The sequence below is a fragment of the Thauera sp. SDU_THAU2 genome (assembly GCF_038260575.1).
GTDB lineage: Bacteria > Pseudomonadota > Gammaproteobacteria > Burkholderiales > Rhodocyclaceae > Thauera.
Genome location: NZ_JBBWUN010000003.1, coordinates 2,093,223 through 2,107,896 on the forward strand (window position 1 = coordinate 2,093,223; position 14,674 = coordinate 2,107,896).

Genomic DNA, 14,674 nt, shown 5'->3' on the forward strand with positions numbered 1-14,674 from the left:
ATGGATGCCCGGCTACAACGGCTGCTCGGCGGCGAAACCCTTGCGGCGCTGCGCAAGCGGCTGCGCCAACGCTATGAGCGCGGCGCACCGGCCGACGTTCTGCGTCTGGGTTCGCTGAGCGAAGCCGAGCATGCCGCCCTCGCGGCGCTCTCCGGCCGACCAGCGCGCCATGTCCGGTCGATGCAGATCGACGTGGCGGAGATCGACGCAGCACTCACCCGGGCGGGTCTCGCCTCGTCCTTGCGCGACGCGCTCGAGCAGCTCGACGGACCGATCATCGACACGACAGCCCAACGCCTGCAGGTTCGCACGCAGTGGCAGCAGGTGGTCGAGGGCTGCGCAGACCCCGACCTGCGTTCGGCGCTCCAGACATCCGTCGGACTCGGACTCTTGAAACGCTTGTGTGCCGGCCAGCCCGAGGCCGGCGCCCGCTTGGTTCTCGACGCCGATCGGGTGTTGCGGCGGCTGCCTGCAGCGGGCATTCCGCGGGCGCAACTGGCCGTGACCACACTCGGAGATGCGCACGCGCTCGACGCCGGCAGCCCGGTCGCCACGCTGGTCCTCTCAGCGCTGCGCCATGGGGCCGCGCCCGACGATGACGCCGACCGGGTACGGGATCTCTGGGCCGCGGCTGGCGTGCTGGTCAATGAGCTGGCGCGGCCTGCGCTGACCCTCAACCTCCCCGGGCCGGCGGGCACCGAACCGGGCGAACCGACCTATTTCTCGCTACGCAGCCTGGTACGATCGCCGCCGGCCTGGGCCGTTACGGGCCGTCCGGTCTTCGTCTGTGAGAACCCGAACCTGCTCGCGATCGCGGCCGACCAGTTGGGGCCGAACTGTGCACCGCTAGTGTGCACCGACGGCATGCCAGCCGCCGCCCAGCGCGTCCTGTTCCACCTAGTGCGCGCTGCCGGCGCGATACTGCTCTACCACGGCGACTTCGACTGGCCGGGCCTGCGTATCGGCAACCAGATGATCCGTGAGCACGGCGCCCGGCCGTGGCGCTTCTCGACCGCCGACTATCGCGCAGCCGTCGTCGGCGCACCGCGCCCCGGCCGCCCCCTCGACGATGCCGCGGTAAGCGCGCTGTGGGACGACACTCTCGCCGGCGCGATGCTCACCGAACGGTTGGCGATCGACGAGGAAGGGCTCGCCGACGTGTTGCTCTACGACCTGCGACATTGCTTAAGCTGAAGCACGCCCTCGGTCGCCCCTTGAAGGCGCCACCATGTCCGAAACTTGTAGATGATTTTCGAACGTGGCGTTCACGAATGCATCGGCAGCACGTAACCGAATCGTCGTACCCAGGGCACGCTGGCTCACCGCCAACGGCGACACTATGCTTACCCTCAGCGGGTGCCTTACCAATGCGCACTTCGCCGCCGATACCGTTACCTCTCTTAAACGGTATCAGACAAAGGCTCAACAAGACACCTTCCCGATGCCGTCAGCGATACCGTCAAAATTTGTCCGCTTACTCGGGGCCTGGGCTTGCCCCGGCTAGGCAAGCCCCATTACATTTCAACGACTTGCCCTACAAACTTGCTCGTTGATAATTGTGTGCGAATCATTTTCGAACAAGCGCAAGCAGCTGATTCATATAGATATATCCCTTTCCGGTCACTCCCACTCGATTGTAAACAAGCACATAAAATCCTTTAGTGACAATAGCTTGCAAGCATGGTCAGACTCAGTGCCACGAAAAATGCCATGTGCAGATCATGAGGTTGAACACGGCTTGCACCGTCGGCGTTCACGCTCTTGATCGGCGATCTCGCCCGGCTGCAATGCTAGCTCGGCATCGGTCATGCGCTCCAGCACGTCGCGTAGACGGATGGTGCAAGGAATGGGCGGCGGCTCGAACTCGTAGCCGCCGGCGATCATTTCGGCCGCGACTTCCTCGGTGATGAAAAACGGCTCGGCGTCCTGGTGCGGCTTCGTCATACCCTTTCCTCCTGGCGTTCATCCTGGCCGACAGCGGCCAGGGCATCGGCTTCCGTCAATGCGTCCTCCACGAACGCGCCGCGCTGTTTCGCTTCGGCCTGGCTGACCTCGGCCCATATCCGTTTCACCTGGGCCGGACTGCACCCGGCCAGCTCGGCGGTCTTGTTGATGCTGTGGCCGGACTTGCGCAGCGCGACGACTTGGGCACGGCGCTTCGGATCAGCACGGCGGCCCTTGTAGCGCCCGGCCTGGCGGGCCAGCTCGATGCCCTGGCGCTGCCGCTCGCGCCTGTCCTCGTAGTCGTCGCGGGCCATCTGTAGGGCCAGCTTCAAAAGCATGTCCTGGACGGATTCCAGGACGATCTTGGCAACGCCCTGGGCCTCGGCCGCCAGGTCGGATAGATCGACCACGCCAGGGACAGCCAGGCGCGCACCCTTGGCCCGGATCGAAGCCACCAGGCGCTCGGCCTCGGGCAACGGTAGACGGCTGATACGGTCGATCTTCTCGGCAATGACCACTTCGCCCGGTTGCAGGTCGGCCACCATGCGCAGCAGCTCGGGCCGGTCTGCACGTGCGCCGGACGCCTTCTCGCGGTAGGACGCCGGCGACGTAGTACCCGGTGGCCTTCGCGGCCGCGATGATCCCCTCCTGGCGTTCTAAATCCTGCGCGTCGGTGCTGACGCGCAGATAGACCCGCGCCACCAGCGGCGCGGCCGCCGGCTTCGTCCTGCTCATGCTGGCTCCTTTGGGTATAGGCAATTTGGCCCCCCATGCTACCCCCGGCCAAGAATGCCGTCAGCGGACTTATCTTGGCCGGGTCGTTTTTGCCGGGTCTAAATGAACGCCTCTTCTATCTATTATCGTGTTTCGATATCGAAACACGATTATTATGGACTGGCTCCGTTCCAACCAGAAGATGAACCCATGAACCTCCCATATGCCCGCCCTGACACTGACGACCGCAGCCCTTGGTCGGTTTTTCTCATCTTCCTGCGCCTTGGCTTTACTTCGTTCGGAGGCCCCATTGCACACTTAGGATATTTCCGCGACGAGTTCGTCATGCGGCGGCAGTGGCTTTCCGAGCGCAGCTACGCGGATTTAGTGGCGCTTTGCCAATTCCTGCCAGGGCCTGCAAGCAGCCAGGTCGGCATAGCCTTGGGCCTGTCCCGGTCGGGCTATGCTGGAGCAATGGCAGCTTGGGTAGGCTTCACGCTACCTTCGGCCGTTGCCCTGATCCTGTTTGCGCTGGGCATTTCCAACTACGGCGATGCCATCTCGCCTGGTGCGCTGCACGGCCTGAAAGTGGTGGCGGTCGCCGTGGTCGCCCAAGCGGTATGGGGCATGGCGCGCAACCTATGCACCGATGGTCTGCGTATCACCATCATGGCGATTGCGACCTGCGTTGTCTTGCTTGTGCCATCTGCATGGGGGCAGGTTGGCATGATCGCCGCCGCTGGCATTGCTGGCCTGTTCTTGTTTAAGCCAGCTCCGGCCTCCGCGCACGACCCACTGCCGATCTCAGTCAGTCACCGCGCCGGGATAGCCTGGCTATCGGTGTTCTTTGCCCTGCTGGTGGGTCTGCCGGTATTGGCCCAACTGCTGCCGAGTCAAACGGTGGCAATGGTGGATTCCTTCTACCGTGTGGGGTCACTGGTATTCGGTGGCGGCCATGTCGTGCTACCGCTACTGCAAGCGGAGGTCGTGCCGACCGGCTGGGTCAGCAATGAATCCTTCTTGGCTGGCTACGGTGCTGCACAAGCCGTTCCTGGCCCCTTGTTCACCTTTGCGGCATTTCTCGGTGCCTCGATGAACAACGCGCCTTCTGGCTGGGTGGGCGGTCTGATCTGCCTTCTGGCGATCTTCGCGCCTTCCTTCCTGCTGGTCGTGGGGTCATTGCCGTTTTGGGAGCGACTGCGCCACAACACGCGCACTCAGGCGGCGCTCGCCGGGGTCAATGCTGCCGTGGTCGGCCTGCTGCTGGCCGCGCTCTATAACCCGGTATGGACGAGTGCTATTTATCAGCCACAGGATTTCGGCTTGGCGTTGATAGCCCTTGTTGCGCTGATGTTCTGGAAGCTCCCGCCGTGGCTGGTTGTCGTTGCTAGTGGCGTGGCAGGATGGCTTTTAAGCGTTGCCCTGTGAGACCGCCGGCATGACCGACAAAGACCTGTACGGCGGCTTGATCCGCCTGCATATCTTGCACCACGCAGCCGAGGAACCCGTCTTCGGCCTCGGCATCATCGAAGAGCTACGGCGTCATGGTTACGAACTGAGCGCCGGCACGCTATACCCGATGCTGCATGGGCTGGAGAAGAAAGGTTATCTGACCTCGCATCACGAACGCACCGGCCGGCGAGAACGGCGTGTCTATGCAATCACGGAGCAAGGCCAAATCGCACTGGTCGAGGCGCGCGCGAAGGTCAAGGAACTGTTCGGGGAGTTGATCGAGGGGCACTGAGCTTGGGTGTTGTGGATCTCATCGTCAGAAATGGCGATGGCGAGATCCACGCTGCCTTTCCTTCATCACAACATTTCGACTATCATTGAAATATGGAAACGTCGAACGCTGTAGCCGCCCTGGCGGCCCTCGCCCAAGAATCGCGCCTCGCGGTGTTCCGGCTGCTCATCCAGGCCGGCCCCGCCGGCATGGCCGCCGGAAAGATCAGCGAAGCGGCCGGCATCCCGCCGTCCTCGCTGTCCTTCCACCTGAAAGAGCTGGCCCACGCCGGCATGGTCACGTCGCGGCAGGAAGGCCGCTTCGTGATCTACGAGGCCAATTTCTCAACCGCCGCCGCCCTGGTGGCGTTCCTCACCGAGAACTGCTGCGGGGGCGATCCCTGCATGCCTATCTGCAACCCGGCCTGTGCCACCACCGAAGAGAGGTCATCATGAAACGCCTGCACGTGCATGTGTCAGTCAAAAACCTGGCGGACAGCATCCGCTTCTACTCGGCCCTGTTCGCGGCCGAGCCGGCCGTCACCAAGACCGATTACGCCAAGTGGATGCTGGACGATCCCCGCGTGAACTTCGCCATTTCGGAACGCGGCCAGGCCAAGGGCCTCGACCACCTTGGCATCCAGGCCGAGAACGCCGACGAGCTGGCCGAGCTGGGCCAACGCCTGAAAGCGGCCGACCTGCCGCACCTGGCGCAGCCGGATAGCAACTGCTGCTATGCCAAGTCGGACAAGCATTGGAGCCTCGACCCCAGCGGCATCGCCTGGGAAGCGTTCCATACCCTCGACACCATCCCGACCTACGGCGAGCACGGCCGCGCCGCTACCGAAGCGACGGCCACGAGCTGCTGTAGCCCTGTTCAACAACTCACTTCCACCGTGGCCCCGAAAGCCTCGACGTGCTGCTGATTGGAGCCACCCATGACCGAAAGAACCTACAACGTCCTCATCCTCTGCACCGGCAATTCAGCGCGCAGCATCATGGCCGAAGCCCTCATCAACACGATGGGGCAGGGCCGCTTCCGCGCCTACAGCGCCGGCAGCCACCCGACCGGCAAGGTCAATCCCTTCGCCATCGAAAAGGCGCAGTCGGTCAAGTACCCGACCGAGAACCTGCGTAGCAAAAGCTGGGACGAGTTCGCCACGCCCGACGCGCCGAAGATGGACTTCATCATCACCGTCTGCGACAACGCCGCCGGTGAAATGTGCCCGGTGTGGCCTGGTCAACCGATCTCGGCGCATTGGGGATTTGAAGACCCGGCCGCAGTGGAAGGCACCGACGACCAGAAGCGCCGAGTGTTCGATCAGACCTTCCGGCACATGATGAACCGCGTCCGCCTGTTCGTGAATCTGCCGCTGACGATGCTCGACCAGACAGCCATCAAGCGCGAGCTGTCGAACATCGGCAAGACCGAGCAAGAAGCATGAGCGCCGGTGCGCAGGCCGTCGCCGCGAAGCCGCGCCAAGCCCCGATGAGCGGCTTCGAGCGTTACCTGACGCTGTGGGTGGCCCTGTGCATCGTCGCGGGCGTTGCGCTCGGCCAGGGCCTTCCTGACGTGTTCCAGGCCATCGGCCGCATGGAAGTGGCCCAGGTCAATTTGCCGGTGGGCCTGCTGATTTGGGTGATGATCGTCCCGATGCTGGTCAAGATCGACTTCGGGGCGCTGCACCAAGTCAAAGAGCATTGGCGCGGCATCGGCGTGACGCTGTTCGTGAATTGGGCCGTCAAGCCCTTCTCGATGGCCCTGCTGGGGTGGCTGTTCATCCGGCATGTGTTCGCCCCCTTCCTGCCGCCCGATCAACTGGACAGCTACATCGCGGGCCTGATCTTGCTGGCCGCCGCGCCCTGCACGGCAATGGTGTTCGTGTGGAGCCGTCTTACCAATGGCGACCCGCTTTTCACGCTCTCGCAAGTGGCCTTGAACGACGCAATCATGATCGTGGCCTTCGCGCCTGTTGTCGGGCTGCTCTTGGGCATGTCCTCGATCTCGGTGCCCTGGGACACGCTGCTGATTTCGGTGGTGCTCTACATCGTCGTGCCGGTGATCCTGGCGCAGCTCTGGCGGCGGCATCTGCTCAAGCAAGGGCAGGCCGCCTTTGACCGGGCCATGCAGAAGATCGGGCCGTGGTCGATGGTCGCGCTGCTGCTGACGCTGGTTCTGCTGTTCGCCTTCCAGGGCGAGGCCATCATCCGGCAGCCGTTGGTGATTGCCATGTTGGCCGTGCCGATCCTGATTCAAGTATTCTTCAATTCCGGGCTGGCTTACTGGCTAAACAAGCGAGTTGGTGAAAAGCACAACATCGCGTGTCCCTCGGCCTTGATCGGCGCGAGCAACTTCTTCGAGCTGGCCGTAGCGGCCGCCATCAGCTTGTTCGGCCTGCACTCCGGCGCGGCCCTGGCAACCGTGGTCGGCGTCCTGGTCGAAGTGCCAGTAATGCTCCTGGTCGTGCGGGTGGTGAATCGCTCGAAGGGCTGGTACGAACGAGGTTAAAAATGGGCAAGAAGGAAACCGAGGAAGCGATTGCAGATAGCCGCGCCGGCCGCGTTGCCGGGCGGCTCGGCTCGGTCGATGAGCTGCTGGCCGATCTGAAAGCCGACGACACGCCGGAGAACCTGGAAAACTGGCTGCATGAGAAGGCCGGCCCGGCCCATGACGCGCTGAAAGCCGACCCGGCCCGCGCCGTCTCGGCCGACCGGGTGCGCTACACGCTCGATGAGCTGCTGGCCGAATCCGACTATTCGCAGCCGCTACCGGCCGAAGAACGGGAATGGGTAGATGCCCCGACAGTGGGCCGCGAGTTGTTGCCCGAGGATTTACAAACGGCCGAAGCTATAGCCGCGTTCCTGGTCCACGCCGAAGCCAGCGGCGACCTGGACTATGTCGAGCACGCCCGCGAAGTTGCGGCACGTGCGCGGGCCATGCACGGCATCAAATAGCGAAGCTGGCCAGCATCGCCATTTCTGGCGGTGCTGCAGGTGGATCTCATCGCCGGAAATGACGATGCGAGATCCACGCCAAGGGAAAGGTGCAGGGCGGCCGTCATCGCTCGATCTGGCGATGCTCGAGCATGCCGGCGCGCATCGTCGCTTCCGGCGATGCAGACCCGAAAACGACAAGGGCGGCCATCGGCCGCCCTTGCTGTTCCTGGTGCGAGAGCCTACGCGGTGAGTGACTGCCGCACCGCATCCAGGGCCTGGCGGAAATCGTCCCGCGTGGCCTGTCCTGTCTCGGCTTGGTAGTACAGCACCATGAACATATTGGCGACGGCCTCGGCCATTGGCGAGAGTTGCCGCGCCGCCTCTTGGTCGATCCAGTCCAGGGCCGCGAGCTGCGCGGCCGCATGATGAACTGCCTGGGTTGCGATTGCATTGGTAGGATTCAAGGTTGCCATGATTCACCTCTGTAGTAGGTGGGTTGTGGAAGTGTCGGCCGGCCCCACGCCGGCCGGCGCGCTTTACCGCTGGCCGCTGCTGTAGAAGCCGGCAGCTTCTGCCAGCGGCGTGTTCCTGTTGCTGCCGCTGTAGCTGTTGCTCGATGATCTGACCGCCGGCCTGGTGGCCTCGATGGCAGACGGAGCAGAGCGATCAACAAAGGCCGAAACTTCCGCCGCTGCATCAAGCTCGGTTGATTGATCGCCAGGCCGCTCACACTCCACCGCCTGACGCTGCACCTGGTCGAACGCCAGGCAGTCGAAAAAGCCACTACGCTTCATAGTCACGCCTCCGATTTTCCGTGCTCGCGGTTGGCGAACGCGGCCACTTCATCATGCGAATCGGCCCCTGCCAGGTTGTTGTCGCCGAATGTCGGCACCGACTCGGCGGCGGCCTGGTCTTTCTCCGCACTCGCTCTGATAGCCGCCGCGATCTTCCCGCCGGTGGTGTCGGCGATGCGTTCGACAGCGGCATCGCGGATGCTGGCAGCCTTGGCCTTCGCAACCTCGCCGACGCCTTGCATCAGGTTCGCGCCGGCGTCGGCCGTCACGCGGCCCGCCGTGCCAAGCGCCGATGCGGCCGAGGCCAGCAAGCCGGGGCCGGTGCTGCCTGGTGCGGCCTGCTGGCCGCCTTGCTGGGCTTTCTTGCTGCCGGCTTCGTCGCCACCCTTCGAGCTGGAATCTCCACCCGATTTACCGGACTGCTGCCCGTTGCCACCACCCGAGCCGCTGGCACCGCTGCCCGAGCTGCTGCCGAAACCGGCGGCCTGTGCAAGTGGTGTAGTGGTGCCCGCACCTGAGCTTGACCCGCCACCAAAGCCAGCAGCTTGTGCAAACGAGCCTGCATCACTGCCCGAGTCGGAGCCACCGCCGAGCATGGGCATTCCGCCCGATTCACCGCCGGCGCTAGACCCTGCTTTCTCGAACGCTGCTTTAACCGCCGACATACCGCCGGCGGCCGAGGCCGCACCACCCATCACGGCCGCACCGGCCACACTTGCCGCACCGGCGGCCATGCTCGCAGCGCCCATAGTCGCACCGATGGCAGCACCCGCACCGAAGTTGCCAATACCACCCGCACCACCGATACCCGAGCCGGTGATGATGCCGGCGACAAGAGGGGGTACACGATTGACCAGCATGAGCAACGCCACGCAGAAAACCAGCATCACGCCCAGCTCTTCAAAGTTCAGCGTGCCGGTGTTCATCCTGGCGTAGAAGCTAGAAAGCAGGTCGTTGCCGATGCCGACCAGGAGCACCATCGTCATGATCTGCACGGCCACGCCCAGCACGGTCTTGTAGTAGTTGATCGCCATGTCGGACGTCCAACGCGATCCACCGAAGCCGAGGAAGAAGATGCCGGCGTACATCAGCAGCCAACCCGAGACGAGCAGCAGCAGCATATTCACGGCGACAACTGCCAGCAGGATCAAGATGCCAACGCTCAAGGCCACACCGATGAAGCTATCCACGGGCGACCAGATCGACGAGTTTGTGAATGCCTGCTTCAAGATCATGAAGCCGATATCCACGATGCCCGAGGGTGTCACCGATGCCACCCCGGATGCCTGCTCACCGATCCGGGCCAGTGACTGGATGATCGAGTTGGCGAAGGCGGGGCCATTGCGCAGCAGCCAGAGGAAAAAGCCGAAGAACAGAATGAAGCGGATGAACTCGGCGAAGAACTCGCCAATGTCGGCCTTGCGCAGCGCCATGAAGCCGAACGTGAAAACCAGCGAGATCGTGCCCAACGTCCAGAACAGGAACATCGCGGCATTCATCACCACCGTCTGCCAGGACGTGGCCCGCGTGGCGAACTCCGTCACCACCTGGTCAAGCATCCCCTGGTTGGTGAGCTGGGCCGATGCAGCGGTGGAGTAAAGCGCGAGAACGACGCCGATCAGCGCCGCCTTGTGCAGTGCTTTCATGGCTTCGCCCCCTTCTGGTCTTTCGGGTCGGCCAGTTCGAGCCAGTTCATGGGCTTCTCGGTCGGCGCGATGCCGCCGGCGGCCGGCGATCGGCGCGAGCACAGCCCGGCGAATTTCTCGCGCGTGGCCCTGTCCTCGATCTTCTTGATCGCCTCGATCTGGCAATTGGTGTCATTGACCTCTGGCATGGGCGGGATGGCCGGCTTGTTGTCGCAGCCGGCCACCAGCACCACCACGAGGCCGGCAAGCAGCATCGTTTTCTTCATGGTGCAGGGCCTCCGTCAGCGGGTCAGTTCGAGCCAGTTTCTCGGGCTGGCCGTGCGCTCGATCCTGGATTCCCTGGAAGTCGCGCCGGCGGCCTGCTGTTGCGCCTCAAGGTCGGCCTGCGCCTGCATCCTGGCGGTCGCGGCGTTCTGCTGCGCGATCAGCAAGCCACGGATTTGCAGGAGCTGGTTTGCCTGGTTGGCGGCGAGCTGGTTGGCGAAGCCGATGGCCTGCATCTGGCCGGTCGCGCCCTGTGCCGCTGACTGGAGCCGTTCGAGCTGGCGAGCGTCGGCGGTAAGGTTGCGCTGCTGTTGCTCCAGACCCTTGAAAAGCGCGTCGTTCGCCTTCTTCTGGCTCTCGCTCGCCAGGCGGCGGTTTTGCTCCATCGCGGCGCGCTCGGCATCCGAGCACCCGGCGGCCGAGAAGCACGGCGAGCTGCGGTAGTAGCTCACGTCCTGGAACTTGCCCAGGTAGGCGTCGAGACTGCCGAGCTGATTCCTGTAGTAGTCCAGCGTGTTGACGGCGTTCATCAGCCCGTTGATCGTGGACTGCGCCTGATCCCAGATGTAGGCCGCCGGGGCCATCGTGTTTTGCAGCATGTTCTCGTACTGCTGCAATTGGGTCTGGTACTGCTCGATCTGCTTGAGCGTCTGCGCCACCGACTCGATGGCCGTCATGACGTTCTGCACCAGGTTGCCGCCGTCGATGACGGGGATGCCGGCCTGCGCGGGCGTGATGATGATGCTGCCGGCCAGGACGGCGGCGAGTGCGGTTTTAGCCGCTAAAAGGCGGTGCTTCTTCATGGTCGTACTCCGTTCGATGAAAAGAAAGGCGTGGCCTGGACAAGCCCACGCTTGCCCTTGGCACGGTTTCATCGAGGAGCTACGCCACTAGCTAATCGGTATCGCCCTGGGCACTGAGGCCCGGACTTCGGTGGTTCTGTTCTCGGCCCTTATGGGGTGTCCCAGGCCCTATGCGTCCTCCCAGGGGTTGATAACACTCAGGCCGGCGGCCTGGAAGGGCCTCGTGTCGCTTCCGGCACACGGAAATTTAGCCGCTAAAACTCTCAACGGTCGGCCTTCGGCTGCACCACCGATTTCATAAGCCGGCTCATTTCATCCTGAGTAGCTTCGATCCGAGCCAACAGTGCGAGGATCGTTGCATCGCCGAAACGGGCTGTGCGCGGATCGTCGGTCAGCCAGAGCTTGAGCAATCCGCCCAGGCGGCCAAGATCACCATTCACGCGCACCAGTTCGCGCACGTAGTGGTAGTCCATGACTCCCTTGACCTGGTAGCCCTGCCCTACGTCGCGCAGATAGCGCGCTACGCTGATTCCCGCCATCTTGGCATTCGCCTCGATCAGTTCGCGTTCTTCTGGAAGGCAGTACACCTTAATCGGCGGGCTGCCCTTCCTGGTGATTCGTTTCTCATCGCCCATGTGTCCTCCAACCGGCGGTAGCCGGCAGCCTCGCAGAGCAGGATGCCCGTTGAGCGCCCCGCGCGAATAAGGGACAGTGAAGAAGGACAACCCGCTTGCGGGTGGGCCTACTTCACACATCCTGCCCGCCTTACAGCATTGTTTTTGCCTCGTATGACTCATCGAATTTCGCGCTGTAAGCGCACCGTTGCTTCGCAACAGCGCGCCAGCAGCGCGAGAATCGACGGAAATGCCCCATTTCCGCGCGCTTGCAGCGATCCAACAACCAAAAAGAGTGTTTCGGCCGCGCACTTACAGCGATTGAGCACGGGTCTTTCCTCACTTCGTGCTGCTCTGACTCATGGAGCCAGGTCGCGCATTGGTGATGTGCTGGCGAACGTATTTCAGGAACGTCTCATATCGAAAAGGGATACGGCCGGTTTCGCGCATGTGCTCCCAGATGATCTTGAGCGCGTAGCCGGCCTCCATCGCTTCCTTCACGTCCGCGCGCGCCGCCATGAAAGCGACCAGGTAGTCCCTGCGCTTCAACTGCGAGGTCTGCTGCTTATGAGCGAGCCGCGCGGCCAGCTCGTCGGGGTAGCTGCTTTCTGTCGTGGTCATGTCCGTAAACCTCCGTTATCAACTGAACTACTCCGAAGGTTACGGAGTGGCGGCCTACACAACATCTCAATAATTGGCCGAATTGGTTGACATAGAGCCGATGGCACGGACACACCCATCGAAATTGCGATGGCAACCCAGCATCATGGAAAAGTTGAACGCCAAGAGGGGGAGTACCCCCGAGCCCCCGCGTGGCCCCTCAAGTGTCAACAAACAGTTCGGGCCGCCATCTTGGGAAACGGTGATGGTGGCCAGCCTCGCCAGAAATGACGATGCTGCAGCTCGGCCGGCGCGCGAGAAATGGGCCAGCCTCATGTCGCGGCCGGGCAACGAATGCACTGTTGTATGTTGTAGCGCGCCACAACATACAACATACAACGCTAGTCATTGACACTTGAGGGGCGCAGCGTTTTAGCTGCTAAAAGAGAGCGGTCGGAGCTGACCACCCTTCTGGCGTAAAACTTAAAGACCGAATGGCCGTCCCATCGGCAAGGGCTTGGCGTCGCCCTAAAGGGCGGCGGCAAGTGCCGCGCCTAGTGGATGATCTTGGAAGATCATGGATGAAATTCACGGATTGGCCGCAAGCCCGCACCGTTGCTGTGTTTTTCAGTTTTGGCCGGGGAACGTTGCTACGGGTGAAGGGGAGCGTTGCTACGGAGATTGGGGAACGTTACTACGGGCTTTGGCCTGCCGATTTCCCACTTCCCTACCGCATACTCGCTCACCTTCCAGCCCACGGAGGCAAGCTCGGCCAGAGCCTTGCGAGCCTTCTGACGGCGCTTCTTCATAGCCTCGGCGTTCGCCTCGTCCGGCCAGACGTAACCAGACAGGGTATCGAGTTCCACGCGCCCGGCTTTGCCTGGGTCAATCCAGCCGCATAGACGCTGGTGAATCAAGCGGGCCGGGTCGGTTTGCAATGCCCGTACCTCGGCCATGTCGATGCGGGTATGCGGCCGCCTTCCAAGAATCGCCTCCGTAATCTGAGGGTTCAGCGCGACGAATAGTCGCCCATCTTCCTCATCGAAGTCATGGCTCATTAGGTGAAAAGACTTGTGCCTAATCCCTTTGGTAACCATCACTGTCACGTTTGTCATGCGCAGCAAACACGCCTTTATCGCCCTGATGTTGTCGCCGCCATCAGTCAAACCGATCTCGCCTAGCAGACTGGTCATGCTCTCGCGCACGACAAGCGCATCCTCCCCTGCCGCATCGAACTTCGGTTCAAGAAGTAGACGGAGCTGCTTCGGCAAGTCCCCTGATGGCTCTGGCGTCAGGATGATGCCCTTCGGCCCTCCAAGAGCCACAAGACCTTGCAGCAGCCGCATGTCATCAGCACCAAGAGGCTCGAAGCCGACGAACCGCGCTTGTGCATTCTCGGCGTAGTGATACGTCACATCGAGCTTTAGCTTCTTCCGCTCACCGCGCTTGAGACTGCGGAACAAGCCGGGAACCAAGCAGTGCATTGGATCGTGCCTGGCATGGGTGAGGTCAAAAGCCATCGCCTCGCCTCCGGTCATCGCGCCCCTTCTCATTCCTGCTGACCTCATGCAGCTCCACCGGCACCAGAACGCCGCCAGCGTGCCGCATGTACCAGCGATCAAGCGGCGTGGCGTCGTAGTTCTGCTTGCTGACGCCGAAACGCACGAAGTAGCTGCGGCGCTCATTGCCGATGGGATGCCGGTCGTGGGTGCGGTCGCTGAGGCGCTTTGCTTCGTCCTCGGTCATGCGGGCGACGTAACCGCACCACCTGGCGTTGTCGATCAGCGCGGACGCGCCACGTGCGGCCTGCTGCTGATCGGTCTGCCCTTCGCGGGCGCTTCCCTTGCTGACGTGGTGCAGGTAGAGCACGGATGCGCCCGTGGTCGCCGCAACGTGCTCCAGCACGGCCACGAGGTGGGCCATGTTGCCGTTGCTGTTCTCATCGAGGGCGTGAATACGGCTCAGGGTATCCAGCACGATCAGCCGCGCTCCGGCGCTGTACTCGATGACGCGGCGCAAGTGGGCATCGTCCATGATGTTCAGGCGCTTGCCCATAATCGACTCCAACGCGAGGTTTTCCGCGATGGCCTGGCGGGCGGCGTGCCCGATGTGCTGGCCGATGGCGTGAATGCGCCGCACAAGCGCGGGCGGTGGGTCTTCCCCAGCCAGATAGACCACGCGCCCGGTGCGCGAGGGAGCAAGGCCAACGAGGTCGCCACCCGCGACGCTGCATGCGATGCTCATGGCCGCTTCCAGCGCCCAGAAGCTCTTACCCGTGGCCCCTGGGGCGACGAGCGCGCCGACAGTTCCCGCGAGGAAGCCGGGCCATATGAAGTCCAGCACCGGCGGTTCGTGCTCGAACGCCGCCAGTACATCAATCGCCATTCCTCAGTTCCCCGTTCCGTACAGGGACTCGTCGCTCAACGCCTCGGCGATCTGCGAGGTTCGGAAGTAGACCCGCCGCCCGATCTTCAACCGGGCCTTGTTGATCCGCTGCGTCCAAGCGTTCGTCGCGCGCAGGCTGATCCGCAATCCATCCGGTGATCGATCCAGGACAGAGGCGAGCTGCGCCATGCTCAGTAGCGGGCCAAAGCGTTGCAGCAGCGTGTCTTCTATCGTCATTGCGTAAACCTCCG

The 14,674-nt window shown here is 62.9% G+C and carries 20 protein-coding genes and 1 pseudogene; 8 read left to right on the top strand and 13 right to left on the bottom strand.

The annotated features are described in order from the left end of the window. Positions 1 to 1,194 carry a TIGR02679 family protein gene (locus tag AAFL97_RS11190; protein ID WP_341644983.1) on the top strand — a complete coding sequence of 398 codons (1,194 nt, stop codon included), beginning with the start codon at positions 1 to 3 and terminating at the stop codon, positions 1,192 to 1,194. A gap of 525 nt (positions 1,195 to 1,719) precedes the next feature. On the opposite strand, the gene AAFL97_RS11195 is transcribed toward AAFL97_RS11190, so the two are convergent. From AAFL97_RS11195 to AAFL97_RS24645, 3 genes and pseudogenes are all read right to left on the bottom strand, one after another. Next, positions 1,720 to 1,944, bottom strand: a complete 225-nt coding sequence (locus AAFL97_RS11195; RefSeq protein WP_341644984.1) for a hypothetical protein — start codon at positions 1,942 to 1,944, stop codon at positions 1,720 to 1,722. Beyond that, positions 1,941 to 2,210: a helix-turn-helix domain-containing protein gene (locus tag AAFL97_RS24640; RefSeq protein WP_445954535.1), complete on the bottom strand. Its 270-nt coding sequence runs from the start codon at positions 2,208 to 2,210 to the stop codon at positions 1,941 to 1,943. Before AAFL97_RS24640 ends, AAFL97_RS11195 begins: the two co-directional genes overlap by 4 nt. Further along, positions 2,193 to 2,528: pseudogene (locus AAFL97_RS24645) on the bottom strand (recombinase family protein); the annotation flags it as partial. The pseudogene AAFL97_RS24645 and the gene AAFL97_RS24640, both read right to left, overlap by 18 nt. 253 nt (positions 2,529 to 2,781) lie before the next feature. On the opposite strand from AAFL97_RS24645, the gene chrA reads away from it, so the two are divergent. The 7 genes from chrA to AAFL97_RS11235 all read left to right on the top strand — a co-directional run bounded on the left by chrA (position 2,782) and on the right by AAFL97_RS11235 (position 7,335). Then, positions 2,782 to 4,086 (top strand): chromate efflux transporter, encoded by a 1,305-nt coding sequence (gene chrA / locus AAFL97_RS11205; RefSeq protein ID WP_445954488.1) that lies wholly within the window; start codon positions 2,782 to 2,784, stop codon positions 4,084 to 4,086. A gap of 10 nt (positions 4,087 to 4,096) precedes the next feature. Continuing rightward, entirely contained in the window at positions 4,097 to 4,402 is a 306-nt protein-coding gene (locus tag AAFL97_RS11210) for a PadR family transcriptional regulator (RefSeq protein ID WP_341644985.1), read from the top strand. A gap of 92 nt (positions 4,403 to 4,494) precedes the next feature. Further along, the gene (locus AAFL97_RS11215) at positions 4,495 to 4,836 is read left to right on the top strand and encodes an ArsR/SmtB family transcription factor (protein WP_341644986.1); all 342 of its coding nucleotides are present in this window, start codon (positions 4,495 to 4,497) and stop codon (positions 4,834 to 4,836) included. Continuing rightward, on the top strand, positions 4,833 to 5,306 hold the full coding sequence (locus AAFL97_RS11220) for an ArsI/CadI family heavy metal resistance metalloenzyme (RefSeq protein ID WP_341644987.1): 474 nt from the start codon (positions 4,833 to 4,835) through the stop codon (positions 5,304 to 5,306). Before AAFL97_RS11215 ends, AAFL97_RS11220 begins: the two co-directional genes overlap by 4 nt. Before the next feature lie 12 nt (positions 5,307 to 5,318). After that, positions 5,319 to 5,825: an arsenate reductase ArsC gene (locus tag AAFL97_RS11225; RefSeq protein ID WP_341644988.1), complete on the top strand. Its 507-nt coding sequence runs from the start codon at positions 5,319 to 5,321 to the stop codon at positions 5,823 to 5,825. Next, positions 5,822 to 6,889 (top strand): ACR3 family arsenite efflux transporter, encoded by a 1,068-nt coding sequence (arsB, locus tag AAFL97_RS11230; RefSeq protein ID WP_341644989.1) that lies wholly within the window; start codon positions 5,822 to 5,824, stop codon positions 6,887 to 6,889. The genes AAFL97_RS11225 and arsB overlap by 4 nt, the downstream gene beginning before the upstream one ends. A 2-nt stretch (positions 6,890 to 6,891) precedes the next feature. Then, positions 6,892 to 7,335, top strand: a complete 444-nt coding sequence (locus AAFL97_RS11235; protein WP_341647235.1) for a transcriptional regulator — start codon at positions 6,892 to 6,894, stop codon at positions 7,333 to 7,335. Between the two features lie 221 nt (positions 7,336 to 7,556). Here AAFL97_RS11235 and AAFL97_RS11240 read toward each other — a convergent pair whose 3' ends face one another. From AAFL97_RS11240 to AAFL97_RS11285, 10 genes are all read right to left on the bottom strand, one after another. After that, complete coding sequence (locus tag AAFL97_RS11240) at positions 7,557 to 7,790, bottom strand: type I toxin-antitoxin system ptaRNA1 family toxin (RefSeq protein ID WP_011997484.1); 234 nt, start codon at positions 7,788 to 7,790, stop codon at positions 7,557 to 7,559. Between the two features lie 63 nt (positions 7,791 to 7,853). Continuing rightward, positions 7,854 to 8,111 carry a hypothetical protein gene (locus AAFL97_RS11245; RefSeq protein ID WP_341644990.1) on the bottom strand — a complete coding sequence of 86 codons (258 nt, stop codon included), beginning with the start codon at positions 8,109 to 8,111 and terminating at the stop codon, positions 7,854 to 7,856. A gap of 2 nt (positions 8,112 to 8,113) precedes the next feature. Then, positions 8,114 to 9,757, bottom strand: a complete 1,644-nt coding sequence (gene trbL / locus AAFL97_RS11250; protein ID WP_341644991.1) for a P-type conjugative transfer protein TrbL — start codon at positions 9,755 to 9,757, stop codon at positions 8,114 to 8,116. After that, complete coding sequence (gene trbK, locus AAFL97_RS11255) at positions 9,754 to 10,011, bottom strand: entry exclusion lipoprotein TrbK (RefSeq protein WP_341644992.1); 258 nt, start codon at positions 10,009 to 10,011, stop codon at positions 9,754 to 9,756. The genes trbL and trbK overlap by 4 nt, the downstream gene beginning before the upstream one ends. A 27-nt stretch (positions 10,012 to 10,038) precedes the next feature. After that, entirely contained in the window at positions 10,039 to 10,824 is a 786-nt protein-coding gene (gene trbJ, locus AAFL97_RS11260) for a P-type conjugative transfer protein TrbJ (protein ID WP_341644993.1), read from the bottom strand. 263 nt (positions 10,825 to 11,087) lie between these two features. Continuing rightward, positions 11,088 to 11,459 (bottom strand): conjugal transfer transcriptional regulator TraJ, encoded by a 372-nt coding sequence (traJ, locus tag AAFL97_RS11265; RefSeq protein ID WP_341644994.1) that lies wholly within the window; start codon positions 11,457 to 11,459, stop codon positions 11,088 to 11,090. 318 nt (positions 11,460 to 11,777) lie between these two features. Then, positions 11,778 to 12,059, bottom strand: a complete 282-nt coding sequence (locus tag AAFL97_RS11270; protein ID WP_341644995.1) for a TraK family protein — start codon at positions 12,057 to 12,059, stop codon at positions 11,778 to 11,780. Positions 12,060 to 12,688: 629 nt separating this feature from the next. Then, complete coding sequence (gene repC / locus AAFL97_RS11275; RefSeq protein ID WP_445954489.1) at positions 12,689 to 13,558, bottom strand: replication protein C, IncQ-type; 870 nt, start codon at positions 13,556 to 13,558, stop codon at positions 12,689 to 12,691. Next, positions 13,548 to 14,423, bottom strand: a complete 876-nt coding sequence (locus AAFL97_RS11280) for a helicase RepA family protein (RefSeq protein ID WP_341644997.1) — start codon at positions 14,421 to 14,423, stop codon at positions 13,548 to 13,550. Before AAFL97_RS11280 ends, repC begins: the two co-directional genes overlap by 11 nt. A 3-nt stretch (positions 14,424 to 14,426) precedes the next feature. Next, positions 14,427 to 14,660 carry a DNA-binding protein gene (locus tag AAFL97_RS11285; RefSeq protein ID WP_341644998.1) on the bottom strand — a complete coding sequence of 78 codons (234 nt, stop codon included), beginning with the start codon at positions 14,658 to 14,660 and terminating at the stop codon, positions 14,427 to 14,429. Between the last annotated feature and the right edge of the window lie 14 nt (positions 14,661 to 14,674).

Coding starts and splice junctions, on each gene's coding strand:
- chrA (WP_445954488.1), top strand. CDS start 2,782: ATGAACGCCTCTTCTATCTATTATCGTGTTTCGATATCGAAACACGAT.
- trbK (WP_341644992.1), bottom strand. CDS start 10,011: ATGCTGCTTGCCGGCCTCGTGGTGGTGCTGGTGGCCGGCTGCGACAAC.
- trbJ (WP_341644993.1), bottom strand. CDS start 10,824: ATGAAGAAGCACCGCCTTTTAGCGGCTAAAACCGCACTCGCCGCCGTC.
- AAFL97_RS11240 (WP_011997484.1), bottom strand. CDS start 7,790: ATGGCAACCTTGAATCCTACCAATGCAATCGCAACCCAGGCAGTTCAT.
- AAFL97_RS11285 (WP_341644998.1), bottom strand. CDS start 14,660: ATGACGATAGAAGACACGCTGCTGCAACGCTTTGGCCCGCTACTGAGC.
- AAFL97_RS11245 (WP_341644990.1), bottom strand. CDS start 8,111: ATGAAGCGTAGTGGCTTTTTCGACTGCCTGGCGTTCGACCAGGTGCAG.
- AAFL97_RS11235 (WP_341647235.1), top strand. CDS start 6,892: ATGGGCAAGAAGGAAACCGAGGAAGCGATTGCAGATAGCCGCGCCGGC.
- traJ (WP_341644994.1), bottom strand. CDS start 11,459: ATGGGCGATGAGAAACGAATCACCAGGAAGGGCAGCCCGCCGATTAAG.
- AAFL97_RS11270 (WP_341644995.1), bottom strand. CDS start 12,059: ATGACCACGACAGAAAGCAGCTACCCCGACGAGCTGGCCGCGCGGCTC.
- AAFL97_RS11210 (WP_341644985.1), top strand. CDS start 4,097: ATGACCGACAAAGACCTGTACGGCGGCTTGATCCGCCTGCATATCTTG.
- repC (WP_445954489.1), bottom strand. CDS start 13,558: ATGGCTTTTGACCTCACCCATGCCAGGCACGATCCAATGCACTGCTTG.
- AAFL97_RS11220 (WP_341644987.1), top strand. CDS start 4,833: ATGAAACGCCTGCACGTGCATGTGTCAGTCAAAAACCTGGCGGACAGC.
- AAFL97_RS11195 (WP_341644984.1), bottom strand. CDS start 1,944: ATGACGAAGCCGCACCAGGACGCCGAGCCGTTTTTCATCACCGAGGAA.
- AAFL97_RS11190 (WP_341644983.1), top strand. CDS start 1: ATGGATGCCCGGCTACAACGGCTGCTCGGCGGCGAAACCCTTGCGGCG.
- AAFL97_RS11225 (WP_341644988.1), top strand. CDS start 5,319: ATGACCGAAAGAACCTACAACGTCCTCATCCTCTGCACCGGCAATTCA.
- AAFL97_RS11215 (WP_341644986.1), top strand. CDS start 4,495: ATGGAAACGTCGAACGCTGTAGCCGCCCTGGCGGCCCTCGCCCAAGAA.
- AAFL97_RS11280 (WP_341644997.1), bottom strand. CDS start 14,423: ATGGCGATTGATGTACTGGCGGCGTTCGAGCACGAACCGCCGGTGCTG.
- trbL (WP_341644991.1), bottom strand. CDS start 9,757: ATGAAAGCACTGCACAAGGCGGCGCTGATCGGCGTCGTTCTCGCGCTT.
- arsB (WP_341644989.1), top strand. CDS start 5,822: ATGAGCGCCGGTGCGCAGGCCGTCGCCGCGAAGCCGCGCCAAGCCCCG.